Genomic DNA, 23,674 nt, shown 5'->3' on the forward strand with positions numbered 1-23,674 from the left:
ATGGCGGCGTTGCCTTATGCGGCCTACAGCGTACCGCGACGCGTGTCGCCATCCGGCAATCCGCGCCCTTTTTCTGATAGGCACTCTGCTGCTGACCGCTTGCAGCCACACGCCACCGGCGCCATCCGCTCGCCCGCAGGCGTGGCTGGAGCCGGGAACCCGCGTGACCCTACCGGTGCCGGGCATCTCTCCGGCGCTCCGTTCTCAGCAGCTGCTGACCGGCAGCTTCAACGGTCAGACCCAGTCGCTGCTGGTCATGCTGAACGCCGATGATAAAAAACTCACCCTCGCGGGGCTGTCGTCGGTCGGTATTCGTCTGTTTCTCGCCACCTACGACGAACACGGGCTGCACACCGAACAGTCGATCGTTGCGCCACAGCTGCCGCCCGCCAGCCAGGTACTGGCCGACGTGATGCTCAGCCACTGGCCCATCAGCGCCTGGCAGCCGCAGTTGCCCGCCGGCTGGACGTTGACCGACAGCGGCGATAAGCGCGAGCTGCGCAACGCCCGTGGTAAGCTGGTGACCGAAATCACCTACCTCAACCGCCACGGCAAACGTGAGCCAATCAGCATTGCGCAGCACGTTTTTAAATACCACATCACCATTCAATATCTGGGTGACTGAGATGATCTATATTTCGGCAGTTGGCATGATCAATGCGCTGGGCAACACGCTCGATGAGATCGCCGCGAACCTGACGCGCGGCGTGGCCCCCGGCATGCGCCCAAGAACCGGCTGGCTTCAGGGACATCCCGAGGCAGTGCTGGGCGGCGTCGACGGCGAGCTGCCCGTCATTGCTGATACCTTTCGCGACCACCGCTCGCGCAACAACCAGCTGCTGCTGGCCGCGCTGGCGCAGATTCAGCCGCAGGTGGATGCCGCCATCACGCAGTATGGCCACGAGCGGGTTGCCGTGGTGCTCGGGACCAGTACCTCCGGACTGGATGAGGGCGACGCACACGTCAACCTGACCCTGAACGGCGAAGCCAGCACCGCGTGGCGCTATCCGCAACAGGAGCTGGGCGACCCGTCGCGCTTTCTCAGCCACTGGTTGGCGCTCGACGGCCCGGCCTTTACCCTTTCAACCGCCTGCTCCTCCAGCGCCCGCGCGATCATCAGCGGTCGTCGCCTGATTGAGGCCGGACTGGCGGACGTGGCGATCGTCGGCGGCTCGGACACCCTGAGCCGGATGCCGATTAATGGTTTCCACAGTCTGGAGTCGCTCTCCACCACGCGGTGCCAGCCGTTTGCTCAGGATCGTTGCGGCATCACCATCGGTGAAGGCGCGGCGTTGATGCTGCTGACGCGTGAGCCGCAGCCTATCGCGCTGCTGGGCGTCGGCGAGTCGAGCGATGCTTACCATATTTCCGCGCCGCATCCCCAGGGAGAAGGCGCGATTCGCGCGATTCAGCAAGCGCTCAACGACGCGGAGATGGCCGCTGCCGATATCGGCTACATTAATCTGCACGGCACCGCAACGCCGCTGAACGATCGGATCGAATCTCGCGTGGTGAACGCGCTGTTTGGCGAAGCGGTGCCCTGTAGTTCCACCAAGCACCTGACCGGCCACACGTTGGGCGCGGCAGGCATCACCGAGGCGGCGCTCAGCATGTTAATATTACAACGAAATCTACCGCTTCCTGCCCAGGACTTTAGCCTGTCGCCGCGCGACCCGGCACTGGCACCCTGCGGGATTATTACGCAGCCGCAGACGCTGAAGCGCCCGATTATCCTGTCAAATTCGTTCGCGTTTGGCGGCAACAACGCCAGCATCCTGCTCGGGAGGGTTTCATGAGCCGCTATTTATCACCCGGCGACTATCTGCCGCACGACGCCCCGATGCTGCTGCTGGAAGAGGTGGTGAGCGTGACCGAGGAAACCGCCATGTGCCGCGTCGCCGTGACTTCCAACGGCGTACTGGGGCCGTATCTCGATCCGCAAGGAAATCTCCCCGGCTGGTTCGCGCTGGAGCTGATGGCGCAGACCGTCGGCGTGTGGTCCGGCTGGCATCGTCAGCAGAAAGGGCTGGAGGCGATGGCGCTGGGGATGGTGCTCGGCGCCCGTGAGCTGGTTTGCGCCGCGGGCGCGTTGCCAGGCGGAAAAACGCTTTCTGTCGCCATCAGCCGTCTGATGCAGGACGAACGTTTCGGCAGCTTTGAATGCACAATTCATGTCGGCGCGGAGCCGCTGGCATCGGGTCGTGTGAATACCTTCCAGCCGACGGCGGAAGAACTTCATTCTCTCTTTCAACAAGGAGCGTGCGCATGAGTCGTTCAGTTTTAGTGACCGGTGCCAGCAAGGGGATCGGGCGCGCCATCGCCCAAAAGCTGGCGACGGAAGGTTTTGTGGTCGGCGTTCATTATCATCAGGACGAGGCTGGTGCGCAGGAGACGCTGGAAGCGATTCATGCCCTTGGTGGCACGGGGCGTTTGCTGCAATTTGACGTCGCAAATCGTGCGCAGTGCCGCACGGTGCTGGAGCAGGATATTGCGGCGCATGGCGCATGGTACGGCGTGGTGAGCAATGCTGGCATAACGCGCGACGCCGCCTTCCCGGCGCTCGGCGATGACGACTGGGATGCGGTGATCCACACTAATCTCGACAGTTTCTACAACGTCATTCAGCCCTGTATTATGCCGATGATTAGCGCGCGCCAGGGAGGACGCATTATCACGCTCTCTTCCGTCTCTGGCGTGATGGGCAACCGGGGCCAGGTGAACTACAGCGCCGCCAAAGCGGGCATTATTGGCGCCACCAAAGCGCTGGCGATAGAGCTGGCAAAACGCAAAATCACCGTCAACTGCATTGCGCCGGGCCTTATCGATACCGGCATGCTGCAGATGGAAGAGACGGCACTGAAAGAAGCCATGGCCGCTATACCGATGAAACGCATGGGACAGGCGGACGAAGTGGCCGGGCTGGCCGCTTATCTGATGTCCGATATTGCCGGTTACGTGACTCGCCAGGTCATTTCCATTAATGGAGGGATGCTATGACGCGCCGCGTGGTGATTACCGGGATGGGCGGCGTCACCGCCTTTGGCGATAACTGGCAGGACGTTTCCACCCGGCTGCTGGCCTACGAAAACGCCGTACGGTATATGCCGGAATGGCAGGAATTCGACGGGCTGCAAACGCTGCTGGGCGCGCCGATAGAAGACTTCAGGCTGCCGGACCATTACACCCGTAAACGCATCCGCGCGATGGGCCGCGTGTCGCTGCTGTCGACGCGGGCCACCGAGCTGGCGCTGGAGCAGGCGGGTTTGCTCGACGATAAGGTGCTGACTAATGGTGAAACCGGGATTGCCTATGGTTCCTCAACCGGCAGCACCGGCCCGATGAGCGAATTCGCCACCATGCTGACCGAGAAGCACACCAATAACATTACCGCCACTACCTACGTGCAGATGATGCCGCACACCACCGCCGTCAATACCGGCCTGTTCTTTGGCCTGCGCGGACGGGTTATCCCCACCTCCAGCGCCTGTACCTCGGGCAGCCAGGCGATTGGCTACGCGTGGGAAGCCATCCGCCACGGTTACCAGACCGTGATGGTCGCGGGCGGCGCAGAGGAACTGTGCCCCTCTGAAGCGGCGGTCTTTGATACGTTGTTCGCCACCAGCCAGCGCAATGACCAACCGAAAACAACGCCCTCGCCGTTCGATGAGAAACGCGACGGACTGGTGGTGGGTGAAGGTGCCGGAACGCTCATTCTTGAAGAACTGGAGCACGCAAAAGCGCGCGGCGCGACCATCTTCGGCGAGATCGTCGGCTTTGCCACCAACTGCGATGCCGCCCATATCACCCAGCCACAGCGCGAAACCATGCAAATCTGTATGGCGCAGTCGCTGAAAGTGGCAGGCTTAAGTCCGCAGGATATCGGCTATATTTCGGCCCACGGCACCGCAACGGACCGCGGCGATCTTGCCGAAAGCCAGGCAACCGCCGCGCTGTTCGGCGACCGCGTCCCCTTTTCCTCGTTGAAAGGTTATTTTGGTCACACCCTCGGCGCCTGTGGCGCGCTGGAGGCCTGGATGAGTCTGCAGATGATGCGCGAAGGCTGGTTTGCGCCCACGCTCAACCTGCGGCATCCGGATGAAAACTGCGGTGCGCTGGACTACATCATGGCGAAGGCCCGCCGGGTGGATTGTGAGTTCCTGCAGAGTAATAACTTTGCCTTCGGCGGCATCAACACCTCGATGATTATTCAACGCTGGCCCTGAAATGTACCGGCTTTATCTGGGGAACATTCCGGCCTTAAGCGCCATTCCGCTCGCCGCAGAAATTATGGCGGCGGCACCGCCGGGCGCAAGACGGGCCGCCTGGCTGGCGGGTCGGGCGCTACTTTGCCACGTCTGCTCGCCGCTGCCGGAGATTATCTATGGCGAACAAGGGAAACCGGCGTTTGGGGGGGAGCAGGCGCTGTGGTTCAACCTGAGCCACAGCGGCGACAACATCGCCCTGCTACTCAGCGATGAAGGGGAAGTGGGCTGCGATATCGAGGTTATCCGCCCGCGCCCGCGCTGGCCATCGCTGGTGAGTGCGTTTTATAGCGACGGCGAACAGGCGGAAATTGCCGCCGAACGCCCGGAACACCAGCTCGCCGCCTTCTGGCGCATCTGGACGCGGAAAGAGGCTATCGTGAAGCAGCGCGGCGGCGGCGTATGGCGGATGGCCGACATCGACAGTACGCAGCCTGCGACGCATTTTATTGCTCATTGCCAGCAAAATGCGCTCAGTCTGGCCGTCTGTACGCCAACACCGCTCAACATTCAGGACATAATTGTCGACATCAGCCCACAACGTTGATTTTGGTCAACTACACGCCTACGCATAAGCTGCATTTTATGCGCACTTTATATTTACAGGGTGAATAGTTCATTGGTATTACGACTCGAACAAATGTTTGTCCGGCCCGCCAGCCTGTGGGGTTGGCTGATGTGCAACGCGCTTAACGGCATTGCTATCGTGCTCTGTTTTAGCGCCGTCAGCGCCTGTGTTGGCATCCGGGAATCGGTATGGCATATCGTCGTCACGCTGGCGATTATTGTCTCCACCTTTTACAGCGCCAACTATTTCTCCGCGCTGGAATCTCGCAACGACAAGCGGCGCTATTTTTTGTTAGCCTGGGTCATCGTGACCGTGTTACTGAATTTTATCCACGTCTGGGGCTAAACGGGCGCCGGAGGGGTCACCCCCGCCCCAGCGCGCACGTTGCTATGACTTAGGGGCGTGGGCCGAACATGTCAATCAGTTGCTTTTCATCCGGCATGCCGACCACCTGCTGCAGCTCATTTTTATCATTCATATAATAAATGGCCGGTGTCGCGCTCGCCCCCAGATCGTCCATCAGCTTCTGGTGCTGCTGGAGCAAATTGAAGGTTTCACGCGGCGTGGTGCCCGTAAACGGCGGCAGTTTTTTGCCGCCAGAGAGCTCGTACTCCCGCCAGGCCGCCACCGGGTCATCGGCGTTCAGAATGGCCGTGGCGTTACGCCCGCTTTGTGGGTTGAGGAACGCCACCAACAGCGTATTAAGCTGCACTTTACCCGCCGCCACCCAGGGCTGGGCCGCCGACCAGAACGTTTTGCAATACGGACAGAACGGATCGGCGAAGACCACCACCTTGCGTTCCGCCGTATCGACCCCCTCTTTCAGCGCGTGAGCGCTGTTGAGCTTTTGCCACATCTCCCGGCCCATCGGGATATAAATTTCGCTTTTGAAATAGTCTTCACTCAGGTTTTTACCTTTATCGTCATAAAGATAACCGGACACCACGTGCTTGCCATCCGGCGTCAGAAACAGCGTCACGCCCATATCCTGATACTGACCGACCCAGCTTTTCATGCCGCCGGGAGCGTCTATCTCTTTGACTATCGTGATGTTCTGCTGCTCGCTAAAGCGTTTTACAATGTCGGGCAGCGGCGCGCTGGCAAAGGCCAGCGTCGGGATTAAGGATAACGCCATCAGCGCGATCGGTTTCATACTCGTCTCTCCTTAACGCGGGGGAGTCCCCCCGCGAGTCAATTTACTGTTTTTTCAGCGCTTCGCTGACCATTGCGTCAAATTGTTCATACGGGATCCAGCCCGACAGCAGTTCGCCGCCAATCAGCGTGGCGGGCGTGCCCTGAATCCCAAGCTGCTGCGCGACCGCCAGGCTTTTCTTCAGCGTTTCCAGGCTTTGTTCATCGGGCTTATCCACCACCACTGCGGCTTTCTTTTTCGCTTCAGCAATACTGGCATCATCGTGATAGCCCTTTCTCGCCATCAGGATATCGTTGAAGCGAAGGAACTGCTCAGGATGCGTACGCCACACGGTCAACGCATCGCGTGCCGAGGTGACCGAACTTTCTGCGCGGTAAGGCAGAAACTTAAACACCACCGCCACGTCGGGGTATTTCGCCACGATCTTTGCCAGATACGGGTCAAATTTCTTGCAGTAAGGGCAGTTGTAATCGGTAAACACGACCAGCGTCAACCGGGGATGCGCCGCCCCGAAGCGCGGAGAGTTCGGGTCATTGAAGAGAAAGTCCTGGTGTTGCTTAAGGACCGTCTGCAACTGCTCGCGATCGGCCTGTGCGCTCTGCTGGTCGAGCTTTTCCGCCGCCGCGGCGAGGATTTCCGGATGGTTAAGCAAGGTCTCCTGCACCAGTTCCTGGACGCGCGCTTCCTGTGCGGGCGTCAGCGGCGGCGCGGCGAAGGCGCGCAACGAAGCAAGGAGCAGTAAGCCAAAAATCAGCGTGTTTTTCATGGGTTATTCACCTTTAACAGGGTTCAGGGCGCTCAGCAGGATCTTTTTGTCCAGCAGCGGCGGGAGGATCTCGCCGGTGGTTTGCCCCGGCCTGTAGACTTCATTGAAGGGGATGGCGAAGCGGTTACGTTTTTGCAGGAAAGCAGCGATGGCATCTGAGGGTTGGCTCCAGTCACCGCGTAGGGCTACCACATCAGGCGCATTCAGCGCGGCGATAATCTCCGGCTGATTCAATACCCGTATTTCATTCACTTTGCAGGTCACGCACCAGTCTGCCGAGATATCGACAAAGACCCGCTTCCCGTCCGCGACGGCCTGTGCAATTGCCGCTTCACTCAAGGGTTGCCAGCGGATCGCCGTTTCAGCCCTGGGCGCAGGCGAAGCCAGGAGGATCCCATGCAGTTGGTAACCGCTTAAGGCCGCCAGCAAAACCAGAACCACAAAGAAACTCGCTCCCCGACGTTGGGTTACGAAGATAAAAGCGAACAGCGCCAGCAGCGTGAGCGTCAGCACCATAACCCCGCTGATTCTGTCGCCGATATGCTGGGCAAGCAGCGTCGCCAGCCAAAGACTGGAGGCCAGCATCATCAATGCGAGCAGCGTTTTCACCCCGTTCATCCAGCGTCCTGGGCGCGGCAGCAGCAAGGCGATTTTCGGCACCATTGCCACCAGCAGCCACGGGAGGGCCATGCCGATACCGAGCGCGATAAAAATAAGCCACAGCGTCGTCAGCGGTGCGCCCAGCGCAAAGGCGACAGCGGTACCGAGAAACGGTGCCGAACAAGGCGTCGCCAGCAGCGTGGCAAAGACCCCTTCAAAGAAGCTGCCCAGCGTACCGTTGCCCCCTGCCGTCGCCATTCTGCCCGTCATCGTCGATGGCAGCAGCACGTTGAAAACGCCGAACAGATTGAGCGCAAACACAAAGGTGACGGCCACCATCAGGCCGATAAACCACGGGTTCTGGAACTGAATGCCCCAGCCGAGTGCCGCCCCCGTCAGCTTCAGCGCGGAGACCATCGCCGCCAGCAGCGCAAAGGAGAACAGGATCCCCGCGCTGGTCGCCAGAAAGCGCAGCCGGATCTTGCGCCTGTCCGTACCGGCATGCAGCACCGCGCTGAGCTTCATCCCCAGCACCGGCAGCACGCAGGGCATCAGATTGAGGAGCAGACCACCGAGCAGCGCAAACAGCAGCATCTGGCTCAGGCCGGTCGCCGTGTCATCGTGCAATGCAGCGCTATCAGGGCCGACCGTGAGGGTTGTTTGCTGCGCCCGGTCATGATTGGTGAGCACAAAGGAGAGCGTTTTCCCCGCCAGCGTCGCGGGGACTTCACCCCATTCGTCGGTGACCGGTACGGTCACGGTCAACGCCTTGCCGCGCGTTTGCACCTGAGGCTCTCCGGGCAGAATGCCCCCGTCCAGCGGATCGAAATAGATTTCCGGCGAGCGCCATTCGTCTGGCGTTGTTCCGCTAATCACCAGTTGCTTCCCTGCCAGATGTGCGCTGAGATCGGCGGAAACGCCGCTGCTGGCCGGAACCGTCCGCATCGCCTGTTCGAAGTCGTCCTGGAAGGTTTCGTCGGTGGGATGATTAAGATTAAGTTGCAGCGGGTAGTCTGTTAACAAGCAGACGTTGCTACAGGTGGACAGCGTGAGCGTTCCAGCCAGCGTATCCCCGAGGTTCCCGGTGATGATCATCGGAATCGCCACCCGCCGGTGGTAGCCTTGCGTGGTGAGCCCGGAAATGTCAAAGCGCGACGGTACCGGCCAGTACCACTGCGCCTTCTCGCCGTTCTGCCAGACTATCTCGGGCGCAACGCCCCCTTCCCCCGGCGAGCGCCAGTAGGTTTTCCAGCCGGACTGAAGTTCAACGGTCAGCAGACCGTACACTCGGCCCTCACCTCTTTCGGCCTGGAAACGAATGCGGGCGTGATCGTTTTGCGGGGAAGTTAACCACCCGCTATCCGCTGCGTGGGCAATGCCCGCGCAGTTGAGCAACAGGAGGAGGAATCCCCTGAAGATATTCAACATGTGTTTTCTCCGTAAATGAAAAATTTAATCGCTAAGACGGCGATGTTTTATTCACGGAAAACGCAGTTTTTGAGGTGTATTCGTAAGGTTGGCGGTCGCCGTGGCACGTCGCGAAAGACAAACGCGCGCACTTCGACAAACAGCGGCATCAGGGCCAGGAAGAGGATAACGGCGGGGAGCGCGCCGTCAAAGAACATCGGCTGGGCGCACAGTAGCGAGCTGGCGCTCAGCTGACACGGCGACGGGCCAAGTTCCGCTTCCGGCGTCGCCGGGCTGGAGAAGACCTGAACCGGGTTGCTGGCCTGCGCAAGAAAATGGTGCAGATAGACAGCCCGTTGGACCAGGCAGATAGCCATCGCCAGACAGGTCATCATCAACAGCCATTTTGCTACCAGCGGACGATTATGCATTATTCACCCAATCAATCAGGACCGACGAATCATAAACAATACTCAATGATCCGCAAGGGGGTGAGTGTAAGGTTTTGTCTGCTCCACCGCTGCGCTGAGCAAGAAATCCTGCTCTATAGTTAATCTATCTTCTCTGGTTGAGGCTGCTCGCGCCATGATTGCAGCATATCCCGGCATCACCCTACTCCTGCTCGCGTCGCTGGCATTCAGCCCGGATGCCGTAGCGGCGGAGGGCCAGCGGATCAAGCAGCGCGCCGACGCGGTGCTGACCTTAATGAGCTTTATGATCGTGCCGGATATCACCGCCAGCGATCTCAATATTGGCTCCGGTTCCGATGATAAAACCGAGCTCTCCATTACCCAGTTCGGCGGCGGCGCCACCATGGGGGAGTCCTTTCCGTTGTATCTGGAAGGCGCATTGGGCTACAGCCGTTATGATCCGCAGTTTGTGATCAGCGACGGCGACCAGAGCCGACGTATTCCTACCAAATGGAACAGCCTGACCACCACCGGCGGTATCGGCTGGGATTTCAACCTGCACCGCGACCGCTGGGGCGGCAATCTGGTGCTGCGTCCCATCGCCAACGTCATGCTCGGCACCATGGCCAGCGATCTGCGCGTGGGTGCCTGGGCGCTGGAGCGGCATAAAAACGCCGATTACGATTTCCTCGACGGCGGCCGACTCAATGCCTACGGGCTGGGCGGTTCGTTGATGCTCGACTATGAGCTTCTCTCCCCTGCGCAGGATATCGATGTGGAGTTGCGCTACACGGGAATGAATCTGCAAACCTTCGGCAGCACCTCTCGTGCCGTGGAAGGAAGCGCCACGGCGCAAAATCTGGGGCTGTATCTGCGCCGCCGTGCGCCATTGTTCGACTGGACGCTGCTGAAAAGCCCGGTGCGCTATGTGCTGGAGGGCGCGCACACCGAATACCTCGGCGAGCAGCGCGGCAAGCTCGGCTTCGATAGCCTGAGCTCGGTGGGACTGGGCATTGAAATGGACAGCAGCAAGTACCCGGTCTTTATTACCCGAACGCGGCTGGTGGCGCGCTATATGTTTGGCAACGGCACCAGCGGCTATGGCGTAGGGCTGGCAATGAGCTTTTAATGACCATCGCCACCCGCCACGTTTCAGGGATTCAGCAATGCCTTATATTGGGCTTCATACTGCGGCGCATTCCATGAACCATCGAAAATGGTGTAGGTGATATAGCCTTTATTCAGCCAACCAGAATCACTGTCGTCGAGTACCGGTTTTAGCGACTGCGGATTCATCGTCTGTTTCGCCGTACCGTCGGGCAGAATATCGTAGCCAATTTGGGCGACCGGGAAACGCTGATTATCGACATAGCGCACGCCTTTAATATCCGCCGACGCCAGCGCCGGATAGTTAATACTTAACCCGGTACCCGCAGGTAATAACGGCTGCCCTTTCACACGCTGACTATTCAGTTTATCCACAACGCCAACGACATAATCGACGGAGTCGGGCCAGTATTTATGCGTACTTGGCCATTTATTTTTCATCTCTTCGTCGGTAAACCGATAGCCAATACTGGCGGCAATGGCCGGGACGCCGTAGCGAACTGCGCGAGCGGCGGCGCTGACGGTTCCGGAATTCACCTGTGCCATCCCGGTATTCGGGCCGTCGTTGACGCCGGAAATCACTAAATCAGGCGCGGCCTCTTTCAGCAGGCCATGGAGTCCAAAATCGACCGAGTCCGCTGGCGTGCCCGGGAAGCAATAGCGCTGCTCGGCGACCTTTTTCACATCAAAGATTTTTCCCGTTTTGAAGGTAATGGCCGAGCCAATACCGCTTTGATTCGTGGCCGGAGCGACCATCCAGACATCATAGCCTTTTGCCTTAAGTTTATCCTGAAGCGATGTACTGCCCGGCGATTCACAGCCATCATCGTTGACGACCAATATTTTCAGCGGTGCCGCTCCGGCCTGAGCAGAAAAAGCGCATATAGCGAACAACGGGGCAATAACTTTCAGTAGATTCATCGTAACTCCTCGGATAAGGGGAACAGGTGCTTATGACAAGCAAAAAAAAACCTAAGACACCCGCCGCCCATGCAGAGCAACAAGTGTCTTAGGTTTTGCCTTATTTCAGTAACAATCCTGAGATGGCTGAGAAAGTACCGTCTAAGCCGCTCAAGATCCAGAGGGGCTATTCCTTTTCTGTGACCAGCATCATAATATCATGCCAGATTAAGCTGACATCCTCCCTGTTTTAATTTCACGCATAAGCCATTCTTTGGTTAAGCAGAGAAAAAATCACCTGACTAAATCATCCAAAAAAAGACTTGAAGGCGATCACAAATATAAGCCCGAGATAAAATAATTACTGCCATTTAAAATTGATGGTGCTATTGTCCGGCAAAACTGGATTGTTACTGTTTGCAACAGGCAAAACCTGCGTCATTTCTCAAGCATGCTATTTTGATGATTGAGAAGGGGCGCGGGTTTTTTGTTTTTAATTAAAAATATAAAAAGGATACCCAATGAAAAAATGGCTGATTGCTTTAATGGCGCTTGCCAGCGCGGCGACCTGTTCTGCGGCAGATATTGCCCCCTCTGCCCACGATGATACCGTCACCCTCTATTTTGCCCGTCATGGTAAAACGCTGTTTAATACCTTCGATCGCGTTCAGGGCTGGGCCGATACGCCGCTGACCGAAGATGGCGTCCGGGTCGCCCGTTATCTTGGCGAAGGGTTAAAAGGGATCGCATTTGACCGCTATTACTCCAGCGACGCGGGACGCCAGCGCGAAACCATGGCGGTCATTCTCAAGCAAATGGGGGTCGCAAACTACCAGCTCAATGAGCTTCCCGGCCTGCGTGAAGCCTTCTTTGGCGGTTTTGAGGGCGGCTTCAATAAAGATATGGCGGAAGCCGGCGCACACGCGCTCGGATTAGCCGATAGCGCCGCGTTGTTCCAGGCGATGAAGGCGGGAACCCTGCCCGTGAAGGATTCACAGGACGCGCTGGCGAAAGCCGACCCGAAAGGGCTGGCAGAAAACTATGCGCAGGTAAAAGCCCGCACCCAGGCCGCGCTGGCGACTATCGTCAAGCAGGCGCAGGCGAACGGCGATAAAACCGTGCTGGCTATCTCGTCGGGCACATCGATGCAAATTATGATCTCCGATCTCACCGATTCGCCAGACAAAAATAAGCCGCTGGCTAACGCCGCCGTGGTCAAAATTATCTATAAAAACGGTCACTACAGCGTGCCGGAAATTGGCTCATTGCACTACGTCGAAACCGGTAAACAGCGTCTGAATAATCAAAAATAATATCTACATTGATAATACCGCGGGGATTCTTGCCCCCGCGAATCTATTCTGGGATCACACATGAAAATAACACCATTAGCAACAGCATTGCTTATGCTGATGCAAGGCTGCGCCATGTCAGCATGGGCCGCCGACAATCAAAATGAATACGCGTATCTGGATAACGCTTTTTTTCGTGATTCGTCGATGACCCTGTCATTAAAGAATTACTGGAAATATCTGAAGGAGGAGAATGCAAACCCCACACACGTGCACAATGCCTGGGGCCAGGGCGTGGCGGTGGATTATCAATCGGGCTATTTTGCCGATTTCATTGGCGTTGATGCCGTTTATTATGGCGCGGTGAAGTTAGGCGCCAGTGATTATTTTAATTCCCGAGGCGTACTGTATAATAACGGCGAGGGTAATAAAAAAAGCAATGCTGAGGGATATTCTAAATTCGGCCAACGTAATATTAAGCTGAAATATAACGTTGCGGATACCCAGTTGAACGCCCGCTGGGGCTGGCAGGTACTGAAAAATTACGGCGTTATCTCCACCTCCAATCGCCTCTCGCCCACCACCTATTCGGGGATTAGCGGCGGCATCAGCAATGAGCATTTGACGCTACGCGGTGCCTATATCGAGAATTCAATGGACCGTAACTCGCCGGATAAAAAACAGTTGCAGACCAATACCGGAGAGAAAATCAACCATCTGGCGAGCGGCGAACTGTTGTGGAACAGCCAGTTGTTCAGCGCGCAATATGGCTACGGTGAGAGCGAAAATTATCTGCGCCGGCATCTGTTGTTTACCCAACTGCGGCCCGTCGAGCGTTTGAATATCGGCACGCAAATCTATGCAACCGAAGCGCTGGATAACTATCTGGCGATGCCCGCCAGCAAACGCGACTTCGATCATAACGCCTGGCATTTCGCCATCGACGCCAGCTGGCAGGCCGACCGCTGGAGTACGAAATGGGGTGTGGGCTATACCAGTGCCAAAAAAGAGAATGAAGTCGGCTTCTATCCCCGCCATATGAGTAAAAACTCACGCGGCACATTTATCTCAATGGCCTATGCCGGCGATGACTATATGCGCGATGGCGAACTGGTGCTGGCAAATATTTCCGACTATAAACTGACGCCGGATTTAGCTGTCGGGCTGGCGGGAAATATCGCGCAGTTTAACTACAAGAATAACCACGTGCGTACCGGCGAAATTAGCGCCTTTACCCGCTGGACGCCTTCCGCGCCGCCGCTGAAGAATTTAACAGTTTGGCTGATGTTTGGCCCCGGCTGGTCGTATAAAACCAGCGGTAAAACGCCGGTGCTCACTAACGGCCACTATACGCGCACGCAGACGCTGTCCTCTGAAGCCATTATTGAATACCGTTTTCGGATGTTCTGAGAAAAGCAGGCCTGATAGGTTCACTATCAGGCCTGCAGGAGAGATTACGGCGCGGTGCGGTGAATTTCCGCCACGCGCTTGCGAACGCCAAACCAACCGGCGACCAGCAGAATAGCAATCAGCGGCAGCGCAGCGATGGTGTAGGTACCGTTCGGGTAGTCAAACGCCATCAGCACCAGCACGCTCAGCAGGAACAGCAGCGTCAGCCAGGAGGTAAACGGCGCCCCCGGCAGCTTAAAGCTGACGTCAGCGGCTTTGCCCTCTTTAATGGCTTTACGCAGACGAAGCTGGCAGACCATGATAAAGCCCCATGAAGCAATAATCCCCAGCGACGCGAAGTTCAGGACGATTTCAAACACCTGAGACGGCACCAGATAGTTGAGGAATACGCCCACCACGTAAACCACCAGCGTGGCCATAATCCCGGCATACGGCACCTGCTGACGGCTCATTTTGCTCATAAACTTCGGCGCGGATCCGCCCATCGCCATCGAGCGCAGAATACGCCCGGTGCAGTACAGGCCCGAGTTCAGGCTGGAGAGCGCGGCGGTCAGGACCACGATGTTCATAATGCTGCCGATGTACGGCACGCCCAGCTTCGAGAAGAAGGTGACGAACGGGCTTTGCCCCGCCTGGTAGGCGGTCCACGGCAACAGCAGGACCAGCAGCACCACGGAGCCGACGTAGAACAGACCAATACGCCAGATCACGCTGTTGATGGCGCGCGGCACCATGGTCTGCGGATCTTTACACTCGCCGGCCGCGGTACCGACCAGTTCAATCGAGGCAAAGGCGAAAACCACGCCCTGTACCAACACCAACGCGGGAAGCAGGCCATGCGGGAAGAAACCGCCGTTGTCGGTAATCAGATGGAAACCGGTCGCATTGCCGTCCAGCGGCTTGCCGCTGCCCAGATAGACGGTACCCACCACGAGGAAGACAACAATGGCCAGCACTTTGATGAGCGCAAACCAGAACTCCATTTCGGCGAACCACTTAACGCCAATCATGTTCATGGTGCCCACCACCGCCAGCGCGCCAAGCGCGAAGACCCACTGCGGAACGTCGCCAAATGCGCCCCAGTAGTGCATATAGAGCGCCACGGCGGTGATATCAACGATACCGGTCATCGCCCAGTTGACGAAATACATCCAGCCCGCCACGTAGGCGGCTTTTTCGCCGAGAAACTCACGGGCATAGGAGACGAAGCTGCCGCTGGAAGGACGATGCAGCACCAGTTCACCAAGGGCGCGAAGAATAAAGAATGAAAAAATACCGCATACCAGATACACCAGCGCCAACGCCGGGCCAGCCATTTGCAGGCGCGCGCCAGCCCCGAGAAACAGGCCGGTACCAATGGCCCCGCCGATCGCAATCATCTGCACCTGACGGTTTCCCATGGCCTTGTGGTACCCCTCTTCGTGGGCATTCAGCCAGCGTCGTTTCGCCGCGTGTTGCTCCGCGGCTTGAGTGTTTTGTGTTTCCATTTTCCCTGTTACCTGTCTGATTTAAGGAGATTTCAGGTCGTCGCGAACGGAACGCGAGCCACGACGATCAATGCGATTTTTCCCGTCATTCTGTGTAGAGATAAAATCGCCGCGAAGCATCCTACCTGCAATTAATAAGCGGTGCAAAACATACGCGGTCGTCAGAGCGCTCCGGGACGAACAAAGCGTCGTCATCAGCGATCATGGCAGCGGTTTTAACTGTGCGAAAGAGAAAAACAGGAAAATATCGGGAAGGTAAACACTTCGTGCTTAACAATGAAGGGAAATATTGATTCCGCCTGCTTTCGCCTGTCGGTAAGGCGAAACGGCCTCGTCATCGAGACCGTTGCATAAAAGAGATGAATCACATCATTGAGTTAATTTCGTGACAGGTAATTTTTACGGAAAGAAATATTCCGCATCAGGATTTGCGACGTTCAGGAAGAATATTTACCGATGCCATCAGACAGATAATATAACCAAACAGCTCGCTCCCCTCTTCCACCATATTTTTGACAATACGGACGTAGCCATCCTGCAAAATAGACTGCCAGAGTATCGACATACCGAACAAACGGGAAAAGACGAGAATCGCCAGGAGACCGGCAATCATTAATCCATATGACGGCGTCGTGGTATATTCAGCCAGCTGTGCCAGCACCCGCTGCGGCTGACGAAATGCGTAGTAAAGGGTCGCCAGGCTTACCGCCAGTGCGAACCACAGCCAGCTCCCATGCCGGATGAGGTCAAACACCGCGTCAAGCTCACGGATCAGCATGGCAAGGAAAAAACCGGCGATCAGAATATTGCACTGGCGCATTGCGCTGTGTTTCCACCCGCGTACAAGGTGCACCATGATAATGATAAAGAGAATACTTTCCTGAACAATTTCAGTGAATGAGTCTTCGGTCAGACCATTTTTGATTATATTCACATCAACATGCAGGCACAGTACGACAACGACTACCGCCAGGGCTAAAAATACAACACGAAAAAGTAAGCTAACTAAAATCATAAAAGTCACTGCATCTTACCAAAACTTTATTTTACAGTGAGGTTTATCTGACAACTTGTCCATCTGTGCCACATAGCCGTGATATTTAACAATTATTGCGCTATTGCCGGCAAACGTTTATTTCCCGACCTTGTTAAATAATAGCCGATGCGCGGCCCGGCATTATATTGCGCTATTTTCGTACTCGTAGCGGCAGATGGTGTTAATCCCACGTTCGGGGCTTTTGACCCCCGTGTGCAGGTACAGCGCTTTTGCTTCGTGTACCCAGAAGCTGCCGCCGGCTCGCGCCTGCGCGTTAAACAGCGTTGCCTGCGGATACATCGTACGCAAATTGCCTTTACTGAAACCAAACCATTTACGGGACACGTCCCTCAGTTCGCGAGTGGTAAGCAGCCGCCCGCCCTGGCGCGCGCAGCGCTCACGAGCCTGCACAAAGTTATCATCCACCGCGCCGTCGCCCATAAGCCAGGTGGAGACCGTAAAGTCGTAGCGCTGGGAATTGCCACTCTTACGGTTATGCAGCGTCAACGTCCCCGCCCTTTCATGCGCCAGCGGCTGTCGTACCATCCGCAGCGTAACCCGCCCTTCATGATGGGCGTCGATTTTCAGCCAACTGTGATTGAAGCTGAAGACCACGTCATTAAGATTCAACGCCTCGTGGTTGCTGCTCATGGTCACGATCGCACCGGTAAATCCGGCGCTCAGTATGCTGGCCGTGCGAAAACCTGGCGTGCTGGGGGCATGAAAGCTGATACGCTGAAAATAATCCGTCTGCGCTTCAGGCGCGGCATAACCGGCGAGCGGCGATATCAGCGAGATAAGGACCGAAGCCCGAAACAGGGTTTTCATCTGCATTCTTACCTTTGTCACGGATGGCAGTGGCAACGTTGCAGAAAGAATAATGTGAGCAATTGATAAATAAAGAAAATTTACACATTCTGACGGTAATGCGCGGTGTTTATCGCCGGATTACTTCTGAATGCGCTCAAGTTGCACTTTATCCGCCGCCTGCGCCTTATCGGCCAGCCCCTGGAACTGAGACGGATCGTAGTAGGAGGCGGGGGCCGGAAGTTGCTGCATATCATCACCGGGGTAGATTTGCAGCGCCCCCAGACGCGACAGCTGATACCCCTCAACCACTTTCGGCATCGTTAGCTGGTACGGCGCGGTTTTCTCAGCTGGCACAGGCGTGGGTAATCGGTTGTTCTCCAGGTTGTAGTTGCGCTTCAGCACCAGGAATTTATCTGGTACCCGCCGTTTACTGTTCCACCAGTAACCATCGAGTTCACGGAATTTCTGCTCCGTTTCGCTTTGCGTCGCCACATCTAACGCCAACAGGACGCGATGCAGCTCATCGGTCATGGCGGCGTTGAACGCCTCCACGGAATGGCCCTTGCCCTGTAATATCACCGTGATCGCCATTCGCGCGCCCAGGAGATTCGAGTAGAGATCCTCCGGCGAGAATGCCGAAATTTCTTCCGGAAACCCGGGGACAGACTCAAAACCGTACCACTGGGCGATCTCATGCCACTGTGCCAGCTCGAAGGCCAGATGAGCGGATAGCCACGCCGCCAGGGTATACCGCGAGATCATTGAGGCCGGAGGGGTGAACGCGTTTAACTGCAACCGGCGAACTCCCAGTTCGTTGCTATAAAAATAGCGCCAGCGCTGGCCCAGCTTGGGGTAGAGCTGGCTGAAGATGAAGAAAGTGTTATCCGCCGTATCGCGCACGTGGGCAATATCAATAAACCCACCGCGATGAGTATAGATAAGCCCATTCTGCTCATCGCTCAGCCCAACCAGATTTTTCACCGCCCCCAGCGCGCTGTCGTTGTAACGGTGCTCACCCAGCGTGTCTAACGTCAGCACGTTGCCAATCTGATAAAACGGCACCGGTACACCAACGGCTCTGACGTGCAGGTCATGACCAAAAGCGCAGCACGGGCGCAGTGACTCCGGCGGCGAAAGGCTTGCGGCAACCGGGGCGATTTTCCTCGCCTGCTGGACAGGAAAAAGCATGTCATTCGCCTGCGCGCCCGTGACCGCAAGCGTAAGAAGAAGTAGCCATTTCATCATCAGAATGCCTCCGCCACCTGGAAATAAAACCCGGCGCTCTCTTTGCCAAAACCGAGATCCAGCCGAATGTTCATGGCGGGTTTCACCTCAAAACGATAGCCCACGCCCGCGGTCGGCAGCAGCGGATGATGGCTTAAATCACCAATATCACTGCCCAGCGCGCCAGCGCCCAGCCACACCACGTACCCGTGACGCCAGTTCAGCTTTCGTCGGTATTCTACCTGCCCGCTCACGACATCATTGTCGCGATAACGCCCCTGATAATAGCCGCGCAGTCGGCGGTCATCGCCGGCCATCGACAGCATGTCCCAGGGAACATCACCGCGAGTAAAGCGCCCCCAAACGTCAAATGCCAGCACCGCTTTTTCATTCAACAGGTGATAGACGTTATATTGCAGCTCGGTGGCGGTAAAGTGGCTGTCTGAGCCAACGGAAGGATCGAACCAGGTATACTCGGCTTTAAAAAACTGCCCGTGCTCCGGGCGCGTCACCACATCCCGCGAGTCGTAGTTAACGCTGACGGTAGCCCCCGAAGAGAGCGGCGAGGTTGATGCATCGTAATGAGAAAATCGGTCGCCTTCGTGCGGCGAGTCAACGCTGGCCTGCATCGAAGAAAAATCCCACCCGGCGCCAATATAGAAATTGTCGATCACTTCGCGCATCAGTACCGGACGCAAACGTACCGAATTATTGGTGTAATCCTGCGCGCTCCCCTGCGCCGCGTCGTAGCCAATGCCCCAGAACCCCGTCGGAACTTTGGTTATCGCCCCATCGACAAACAGCCGCCAGCGATCATCGGTAAAAAAGGTATAATTGTTGACACCCATACCCAGTGCGCCGCTGGCGCTGATAAAACCGGTGAAGGAAAGCGAGGAGTTCTGCGTGCGGCTATCGTGGGGATCCACGCGGTAAAGCCCCGCGACGGCCATTCCCAGGCCCAGTTTCAGTTCAGGCGTATAAAAGGGGCCGGGTAGCACGCTCCAGTTAATGCCTTTGGCAGGATCGTATTGGTTATCCGCGCCAAGCGATGAAAGCAATTCATCCACTGATTTTTGGTCGAGCGATACCGCGCCTGCTGGCAGGGCCATCAGCATCAGCGTGCTGGTCAGCAACAGGCGGCAGCTGTTCATCAGAAGCGATATTCACCGGCAATGAAAAAACTATTGCGCTCGTTAAAGCCAATCTCGGTCAGGAGATTGAAGTGCGGCGTCATTTCATACTGCGTGCCGACCAGCATATTCCATGGCGAAGTGAGGCGCTGCTTGACGCGAAATCGTCCCTCCCCGTTCTGGTTCACCGCGTTAATCAGCGGCTGAAGCGTGGCGGGCATCTTCAGGTCTTCCAGGCTGCCTTTAAACTCCTGCTGGACATCCTGATACATGCTGCCCAACCAGAGACTCAGATGTGATGGCCCCACCGGCCCTTCGAAACTAAAGCGATAACCTACGCGCGGAGAAACCGTCAGGGCAGAGATCTTACCGTCCAGAATATCGAAATCGGTGCGCGTATAGTTGGTATCCACCAGCGCGAACCAGTTCTGGTAGCCACCGGCCAGGGTAATTCCGGTTCCCCAGGTGGTGCCTTTGAAATCGAGGGTGAAATCAATATTTTGCAACTGACCGCTCTCGTAAAGCTGATGCACAGACCCGGCGATAAGGCGATCCAGTCCGCGGTAACGCGAGGGATCCGCATTGACGGAAACGTTCGAGACCGACGAGCCGCGTGAGTGCCCCACCAGCCCATAAACGTTGAGGAATGGGAATACCCACATATCCAGACGCAGCGTTTCCGTTTTACTTTGCTCACGCGTGTGCCCGGCATCAATATCGAACATGTCGACGGGAATGGGGTGATCGCCTAACGCCAGTCCCGAAAAACTGATGCTCTGGACATCAATATTCTGCCGCATATTCATATAGTTGAGGTTGACGCCAAACGGCAACGGAATCGCATAGCCTCGCGCCCGCGCCTCGTCGCCCCAGATAGGAAAAGTTCGCTCCTCGCTTTCGGCTGCGGCGGCCAGGCCGGAGAACAAGATTAGCGGCACTACGGTGTTTATCCATCTCATCGGTCTTCTTCCCATTTGTTCAAAGGCCCCTCATTTACAGACCCGAGCCCACGTTGAAATAGACGGCCTGCTCGCTATCGCTAAAGGCCACATCAATACCGGTGTGCAAACCATATTCACGCGCAATCAGATAGCGGAACCCGGTGCCCCACGCCACCTCGGCGCTGCGGTACAGGTCAGCGCTGCTATTGGCGGCGCTGCCCGCGCCGATAAAACCCTGCACTATCCAGCGCGGCGTAACCCGCCAGGCAAGCTGCGTCTGTACGGTACTGACGTCATTGCCCTGATAGCGATAGCGGGAAATGCCGCGCAGCGCGATGTAGGGTCGCGCCATCGGCGGCAGGTGGTTATCCTGAGGTGAGAGTGTTTGATAGTTTCCCGCCAGAGAGAGCGTCCATTCCGGGTTAAGCGGAATAAAAAACTTGCCATCCAGAGTCAATAAGTCGTAACGATAATCGCCGCCGAGCGCGCTACCGTAAAATTGATACTCGCCGTTCAGCGAGACGCCCTCTGACGGCCAGAAGAAGTTGTCGGTCGTATCATATTCCGCGACCACGCCAAGGCTCGATGAGATACTGCTGTCACCCAACACGCGCTGCCAGGCACGATCAATCAGGGGATTATTTTTGGCGGAAATGTCCATTCTGGCCCAAAATTGCGATGCGCCGAGAAACATCGGCGTATCGCCGAGTCGAAACAGCAGTTTCTGCATACCACCGTAGCCTTGAGTGGCGGTGTTGATCGCGCGATGCGAGTCAAAACCCGCAACGTCGCCAGTATAAATATCAAGATTGATATCAGCGTACCCACCGGCAACAAGGTAGCGAATATGGTCATCCTGCCAGGTGCGTCGGTGCCCACCGCCGACAAACCAGCTGCCGTTTTGCGTTCCGCCGCAGCCAAAGGCGCTTATCGCCGGTGGCGTATAGCGGCCATTATTCACCTTGCCTTTCCCGTGTAAAAACAGGCCGAATAGTCCGCCGCCGTAGCCGACGGCCGGTTCAGTAATCACCACGGGGACCGGAAGAAAACCATAGGGGTTATCCTGCAGATAGCGGCTCATATCGAGCATGCCATCTTCGGGATCGAAAAGAGTGCTGGCTTCAGCCGGGCAAAGCGCCAAAGACAATAGCAATATTATCCATCGCCGCAATTGCGCCATAGCCATCACCCAGAAGAAATAATTATTGTTATTTTTCAGCGCAGAAGACTGCCTGAGCCCTCTGCTCTTCTGAGCTTAGACCAGACTTTGGTTAATTCAAGCAGGGCCAACAGAAGAGATGAACCCAGGGGGGAATATAGCGTTCATTTTATATGTAGAAGGTTCATCGCCCGAACTATTGACACGCTATTTTATGTTTATTATTGGATTCATAATAAAATCAAAAGGTAGCGATTACGCAGTAAGATGTTTATATTTCTATAATTCAATAAGTCCCCTTATCCAGGTAGAGAACGGAACATGACGAAAACCCTTTCAGGGGATAAGCAAAACCTCGACATCGTTAACTCGTGGGGCTATATCTGGTTTCTTACGCTGAACGTCGTGTTCTGTCTGTGGCTGCTCGCCAGCAATTTGCTCAACAATATTCATTTTATCGCCAGCGATACGCTCAACTCTCTGTGTATGGCGACGATTTTTTTCTCCGTCATCGGGCTAGTACTCAGGCAGGTCATTCACCGCGAGCAACTGGCGACGATACTGCCGCTCCATGTGTTGATTTTAGGCCTGTTGTGGGCCGGTATGTTTTACCTGATGGTGAAGCAGAACAACACGCCGGCGCTGTCGCTCTCACTACTGATCATCATACTGCTCCCGGCGACCATATCATTTTACATTTCTGGTAAGATACTGTTGTTATTCAGTATTCCTATCGCCACTTCCATGTTGTTGAGCGAGCTTGCGACATTTGAGAAATTCAATATGCTGCAAATTGCAGGCTCCATTATTATTTTTATCGTCGTGATCACCGCACGCTACATTCTGCTGGAATGGTATCTGCGTACCCAAAGAAGCGAGTACGCAAAAAATCTGTTAATCAAGAAGCTCACCCGCCTGGCACATCGTGACGCATTAACAGGGTTGTTTAATAAAGGCAGCCTGGCTGTTCATTTCGCCGACCACGCGAAACGGCTCTCTTTATCCGATGAGAAGCTGTTCATGATCATTATGGATATTGATTTTTTCAAACAGTACAACGATCTGTACGGCCATATTGCGGGTGATGCCTGCTTAATCAATACGGCGAAATGCATTAGCCAGTCCTTACGTCAATCTTCAGATACCGCATTTCGTTTTGGCGGCGAGGAGTTTGTTATCCTGGCCCGTTGCCATCATGCAGACGATGCCGTCAATATTGCAGAACGTATCCGCAACGCTATTTCCGCAGCAAAAATCCCGCATAAGGGATCACAAATTTCGGCGTATCTGACCGCCAGCTTTGGTGTCGCGCAATGGTCAGCGCAAGATTCACTGGAGACGTTAACGGAACATGCCGATAAGGAACTCTACAAAGCCAAAAAGGCCGGGAGAAACCGCGTGTCGTTCGCTCGTTAAATCAGTTGATACTCCAGACGCACCAGGCAAGATAATCATGGGGAAATGCTTCCCACATCTCTTCTTATTTCAGAAGAAATTCATGTCTATTGCAAAAAGTATAAAATTACGACGTTATTTTTTTATAAACAATAAAGGACTCGAAGCCATTACGCATCAATGATAATAAATAGCGCATTGTAGCAACAAAGGTAATACGATGCGAAAACTCCACAAACTCATACTCTCCGGCGCGCTTATCCCACGAAAGAAGTCAGGCCATAGCCTGTTGCGAACGATTGATTTACTCCAGGTGCCCATCGTTCAAAATCAACCGCAAGAATTTCCGGCAAACAGAATCAGCTTTGGCTATTTACATTATGACAACAGATGTACTCTCGACGACCTTTCTTTCTATTTGAAACAAGCGTTTTTACAGGATGTTAATATTCATGATATGTTTGACAGCAGTAGCCAGACATATCGGGTTTATACTTCCCTGAGCAAACTGGATAAAATTAAACTGATTAATAACTACTACCTGGAAGAGCGCAATATTTCAGGTTTAAGACAGTTGAGAGACTCGTTAAATACCATCATCTACGAATAAAAAAAGC

General features: G+C 55.6%; 24 protein-coding genes. 12 read left to right on the forward strand and 12 right to left on the reverse strand.

Annotation, left to right across the window (positions count from 1 at the left end):
* Positions 1–16 precede the first annotated feature (16 nt).
* From ACW14G_RS02045 to ACW14G_RS02075, 7 genes are all read left to right on the forward strand, one after another.
* Positions 17–625, forward strand: a complete 609-nt coding sequence (locus ACW14G_RS02045; RefSeq protein ID WP_249022057.1) for a DUF3261 domain-containing protein — start codon at positions 17–19, stop codon at positions 623–625.
* Between the two features lies 1 nt (position 626).
* Positions 627–1,796: a beta-ketoacyl-[acyl-carrier-protein] synthase family protein gene (locus ACW14G_RS02050; protein ID WP_249022058.1), complete on the forward strand. Its 1,170-nt coding sequence runs from the start codon at positions 627–629 to the stop codon at positions 1,794–1,796.
* Complete coding sequence (locus ACW14G_RS02055; protein WP_249022059.1) at positions 1,793–2,269, forward strand: ApeP family dehydratase; 477 nt, start codon at positions 1,793–1,795, stop codon at positions 2,267–2,269. The genes ACW14G_RS02050 and ACW14G_RS02055 overlap by 4 nt, the downstream gene beginning before the upstream one ends.
* Positions 2,266–2,997, forward strand: coding sequence for a 3-ketoacyl-ACP reductase FabG2 (locus ACW14G_RS02060; RefSeq protein WP_249022060.1), 732 nt, complete (start codon positions 2,266–2,268; stop codon positions 2,995–2,997). Before ACW14G_RS02055 ends, ACW14G_RS02060 begins: the two co-directional genes overlap by 4 nt.
* Positions 2,994–4,223: a beta-ketoacyl-ACP synthase gene (locus ACW14G_RS02065; protein WP_163447892.1), complete on the forward strand. Its 1,230-nt coding sequence runs from the start codon at positions 2,994–2,996 to the stop codon at positions 4,221–4,223. Before ACW14G_RS02060 ends, ACW14G_RS02065 begins: the two co-directional genes overlap by 4 nt.
* A gap of 1 nt (position 4,224) precedes the next feature.
* Positions 4,225–4,809, forward strand: coding sequence for a 4'-phosphopantetheinyl transferase AcpT (acpT, locus tag ACW14G_RS02070; protein WP_163447891.1), 585 nt, complete (start codon positions 4,225–4,227; stop codon positions 4,807–4,809).
* A 129-nt stretch (positions 4,810–4,938) separates the two neighbouring features.
* Positions 4,939–5,175, forward strand: a complete 237-nt coding sequence (locus ACW14G_RS02075) for a hypothetical protein (RefSeq protein WP_064548925.1) — start codon at positions 4,939–4,941, stop codon at positions 5,173–5,175.
* 49 nt (positions 5,176–5,224) lie between these two features.
* Here the strand turns inward: ACW14G_RS02075 and dsbG are convergent, their stop codons facing one another.
* From dsbG to ACW14G_RS02095, 4 genes are read right to left on the reverse strand one after another with little or no spacing between them, the layout of a single operon-like run.
* Positions 5,225–5,983 carry a thiol:disulfide interchange protein DsbG gene (gene dsbG / locus ACW14G_RS02080; RefSeq protein WP_249022061.1) on the reverse strand — a complete coding sequence of 253 codons (759 nt, stop codon included), beginning with the start codon at positions 5,981–5,983 and terminating at the stop codon, positions 5,225–5,227.
* 43 nt (positions 5,984–6,026) lie between these two features.
* Positions 6,027–6,749 (reverse strand): DsbA family protein, encoded by a 723-nt coding sequence (locus ACW14G_RS02085; protein ID WP_249022062.1) that lies wholly within the window; start codon positions 6,747–6,749, stop codon positions 6,027–6,029.
* Between the two features lie 3 nt (positions 6,750–6,752).
* Positions 6,753–8,777, reverse strand: a complete 2,025-nt coding sequence (locus tag ACW14G_RS02090; protein WP_249022063.1) for a protein-disulfide reductase DsbD family protein — start codon at positions 8,775–8,777, stop codon at positions 6,753–6,755.
* A gap of 47 nt (positions 8,778–8,824) precedes the next feature.
* Positions 8,825–9,187, reverse strand: coding sequence for a hypothetical protein (locus ACW14G_RS02095; RefSeq protein WP_163447887.1), 363 nt, complete (start codon positions 9,185–9,187; stop codon positions 8,825–8,827).
* Positions 9,188–9,341: 154 nt separating this feature from the next.
* Here ACW14G_RS02095 and ACW14G_RS02100 point away from each other — a divergent pair, with 154 nt between their 5' ends.
* Positions 9,342–10,295 (forward strand): hypothetical protein, encoded by a 954-nt coding sequence (locus tag ACW14G_RS02100; RefSeq protein WP_167576262.1) that lies wholly within the window; start codon positions 9,342–9,344, stop codon positions 10,293–10,295.
* A 23-nt stretch (positions 10,296–10,318) separates the two neighbouring features.
* On the opposite strand, the gene surE is transcribed toward ACW14G_RS02100, so the two are convergent.
* Complete coding sequence (gene surE / locus ACW14G_RS02105; protein ID WP_163448803.1) at positions 10,319–11,194, reverse strand: 5'/3'-nucleotidase SurE; 876 nt, start codon at positions 11,192–11,194, stop codon at positions 10,319–10,321.
* A 500-nt stretch (positions 11,195–11,694) separates the two neighbouring features.
* Here surE and ACW14G_RS02110 point away from each other — a divergent pair, with 500 nt between their 5' ends.
* Together ACW14G_RS02110 and ACW14G_RS02115 are read left to right on the forward strand one after the other, a co-directional pair.
* Positions 11,695–12,486: a histidine phosphatase family protein gene (locus tag ACW14G_RS02110; protein WP_163448804.1), complete on the forward strand. Its 792-nt coding sequence runs from the start codon at positions 11,695–11,697 to the stop codon at positions 12,484–12,486.
* 60 nt (positions 12,487–12,546) lie between these two features.
* Positions 12,547–13,875, forward strand: a complete 1,329-nt coding sequence (locus tag ACW14G_RS02115; protein WP_167576263.1) for an OprD family outer membrane porin — start codon at positions 12,547–12,549, stop codon at positions 13,873–13,875.
* A gap of 44 nt (positions 13,876–13,919) precedes the next feature.
* Here ACW14G_RS02115 and ansP read toward each other — a convergent pair whose 3' ends face one another.
* The 7 genes from ansP to ACW14G_RS02150 form a co-directional block, all read right to left on the reverse strand.
* Entirely contained in the window at positions 13,920–15,362 is a 1,443-nt protein-coding gene (gene ansP / locus ACW14G_RS02120) for an L-asparagine permease (protein WP_163448603.1), read from the reverse strand.
* A gap of 421 nt (positions 15,363–15,783) precedes the next feature.
* Positions 15,784–16,377 carry a transporter gene (locus ACW14G_RS02125; protein ID WP_163448601.1) on the reverse strand — a complete coding sequence of 198 codons (594 nt, stop codon included), beginning with the start codon at positions 16,375–16,377 and terminating at the stop codon, positions 15,784–15,786.
* A 162-nt stretch (positions 16,378–16,539) separates the two neighbouring features.
* Positions 16,540–17,226 (reverse strand): hypothetical protein, encoded by a 687-nt coding sequence (locus tag ACW14G_RS02130; protein WP_249022064.1) that lies wholly within the window; start codon positions 17,224–17,226, stop codon positions 16,540–16,542.
* Between the two features lie 120 nt (positions 17,227–17,346).
* On the reverse strand, positions 17,347–18,453 hold the full coding sequence (locus ACW14G_RS02135; RefSeq protein ID WP_163448597.1) for a DUF4056 domain-containing protein: 1,107 nt from the start codon (positions 18,451–18,453) through the stop codon (positions 17,347–17,349).
* Complete coding sequence (locus ACW14G_RS02140) at positions 18,453–19,583, reverse strand: BamA/TamA family outer membrane protein (protein WP_249022065.1); 1,131 nt, start codon at positions 19,581–19,583, stop codon at positions 18,453–18,455. Before ACW14G_RS02140 ends, ACW14G_RS02135 begins: the two co-directional genes overlap by 1 nt.
* A complete protein-coding gene (locus ACW14G_RS02145; protein WP_163448593.1) occupies positions 19,583–20,521 on the reverse strand; it encodes a porin family protein in 939 nt (312 codons plus the stop codon). Before ACW14G_RS02145 ends, ACW14G_RS02140 begins: the two co-directional genes overlap by 1 nt.
* A gap of 34 nt (positions 20,522–20,555) precedes the next feature.
* The gene (locus tag ACW14G_RS02150; RefSeq protein ID WP_249022066.1) at positions 20,556–21,683 is read right to left on the reverse strand and encodes a BamA/TamA family outer membrane protein; all 1,128 of its coding nucleotides are present in this window, start codon (positions 21,681–21,683) and stop codon (positions 20,556–20,558) included.
* Between the two features lie 300 nt (positions 21,684–21,983).
* On the opposite strand from ACW14G_RS02150, the gene ACW14G_RS02155 reads away from it, so the two are divergent.
* Positions 21,984–23,078: a membrane-associated sensor domain-containing protein gene (locus ACW14G_RS02155; RefSeq protein WP_283164036.1), complete on the forward strand. Its 1,095-nt coding sequence runs from the start codon at positions 21,984–21,986 to the stop codon at positions 23,076–23,078.
* Between the two features lie 199 nt (positions 23,079–23,277).
* Complete coding sequence (locus ACW14G_RS02160) at positions 23,278–23,667, forward strand: hypothetical protein (RefSeq protein ID WP_249022068.1); 390 nt, start codon at positions 23,278–23,280, stop codon at positions 23,665–23,667.
* Positions 23,668–23,674 lie beyond the last annotated feature (7 nt).

Source organism: Kluyvera sp., from assembly GCF_965301105.1.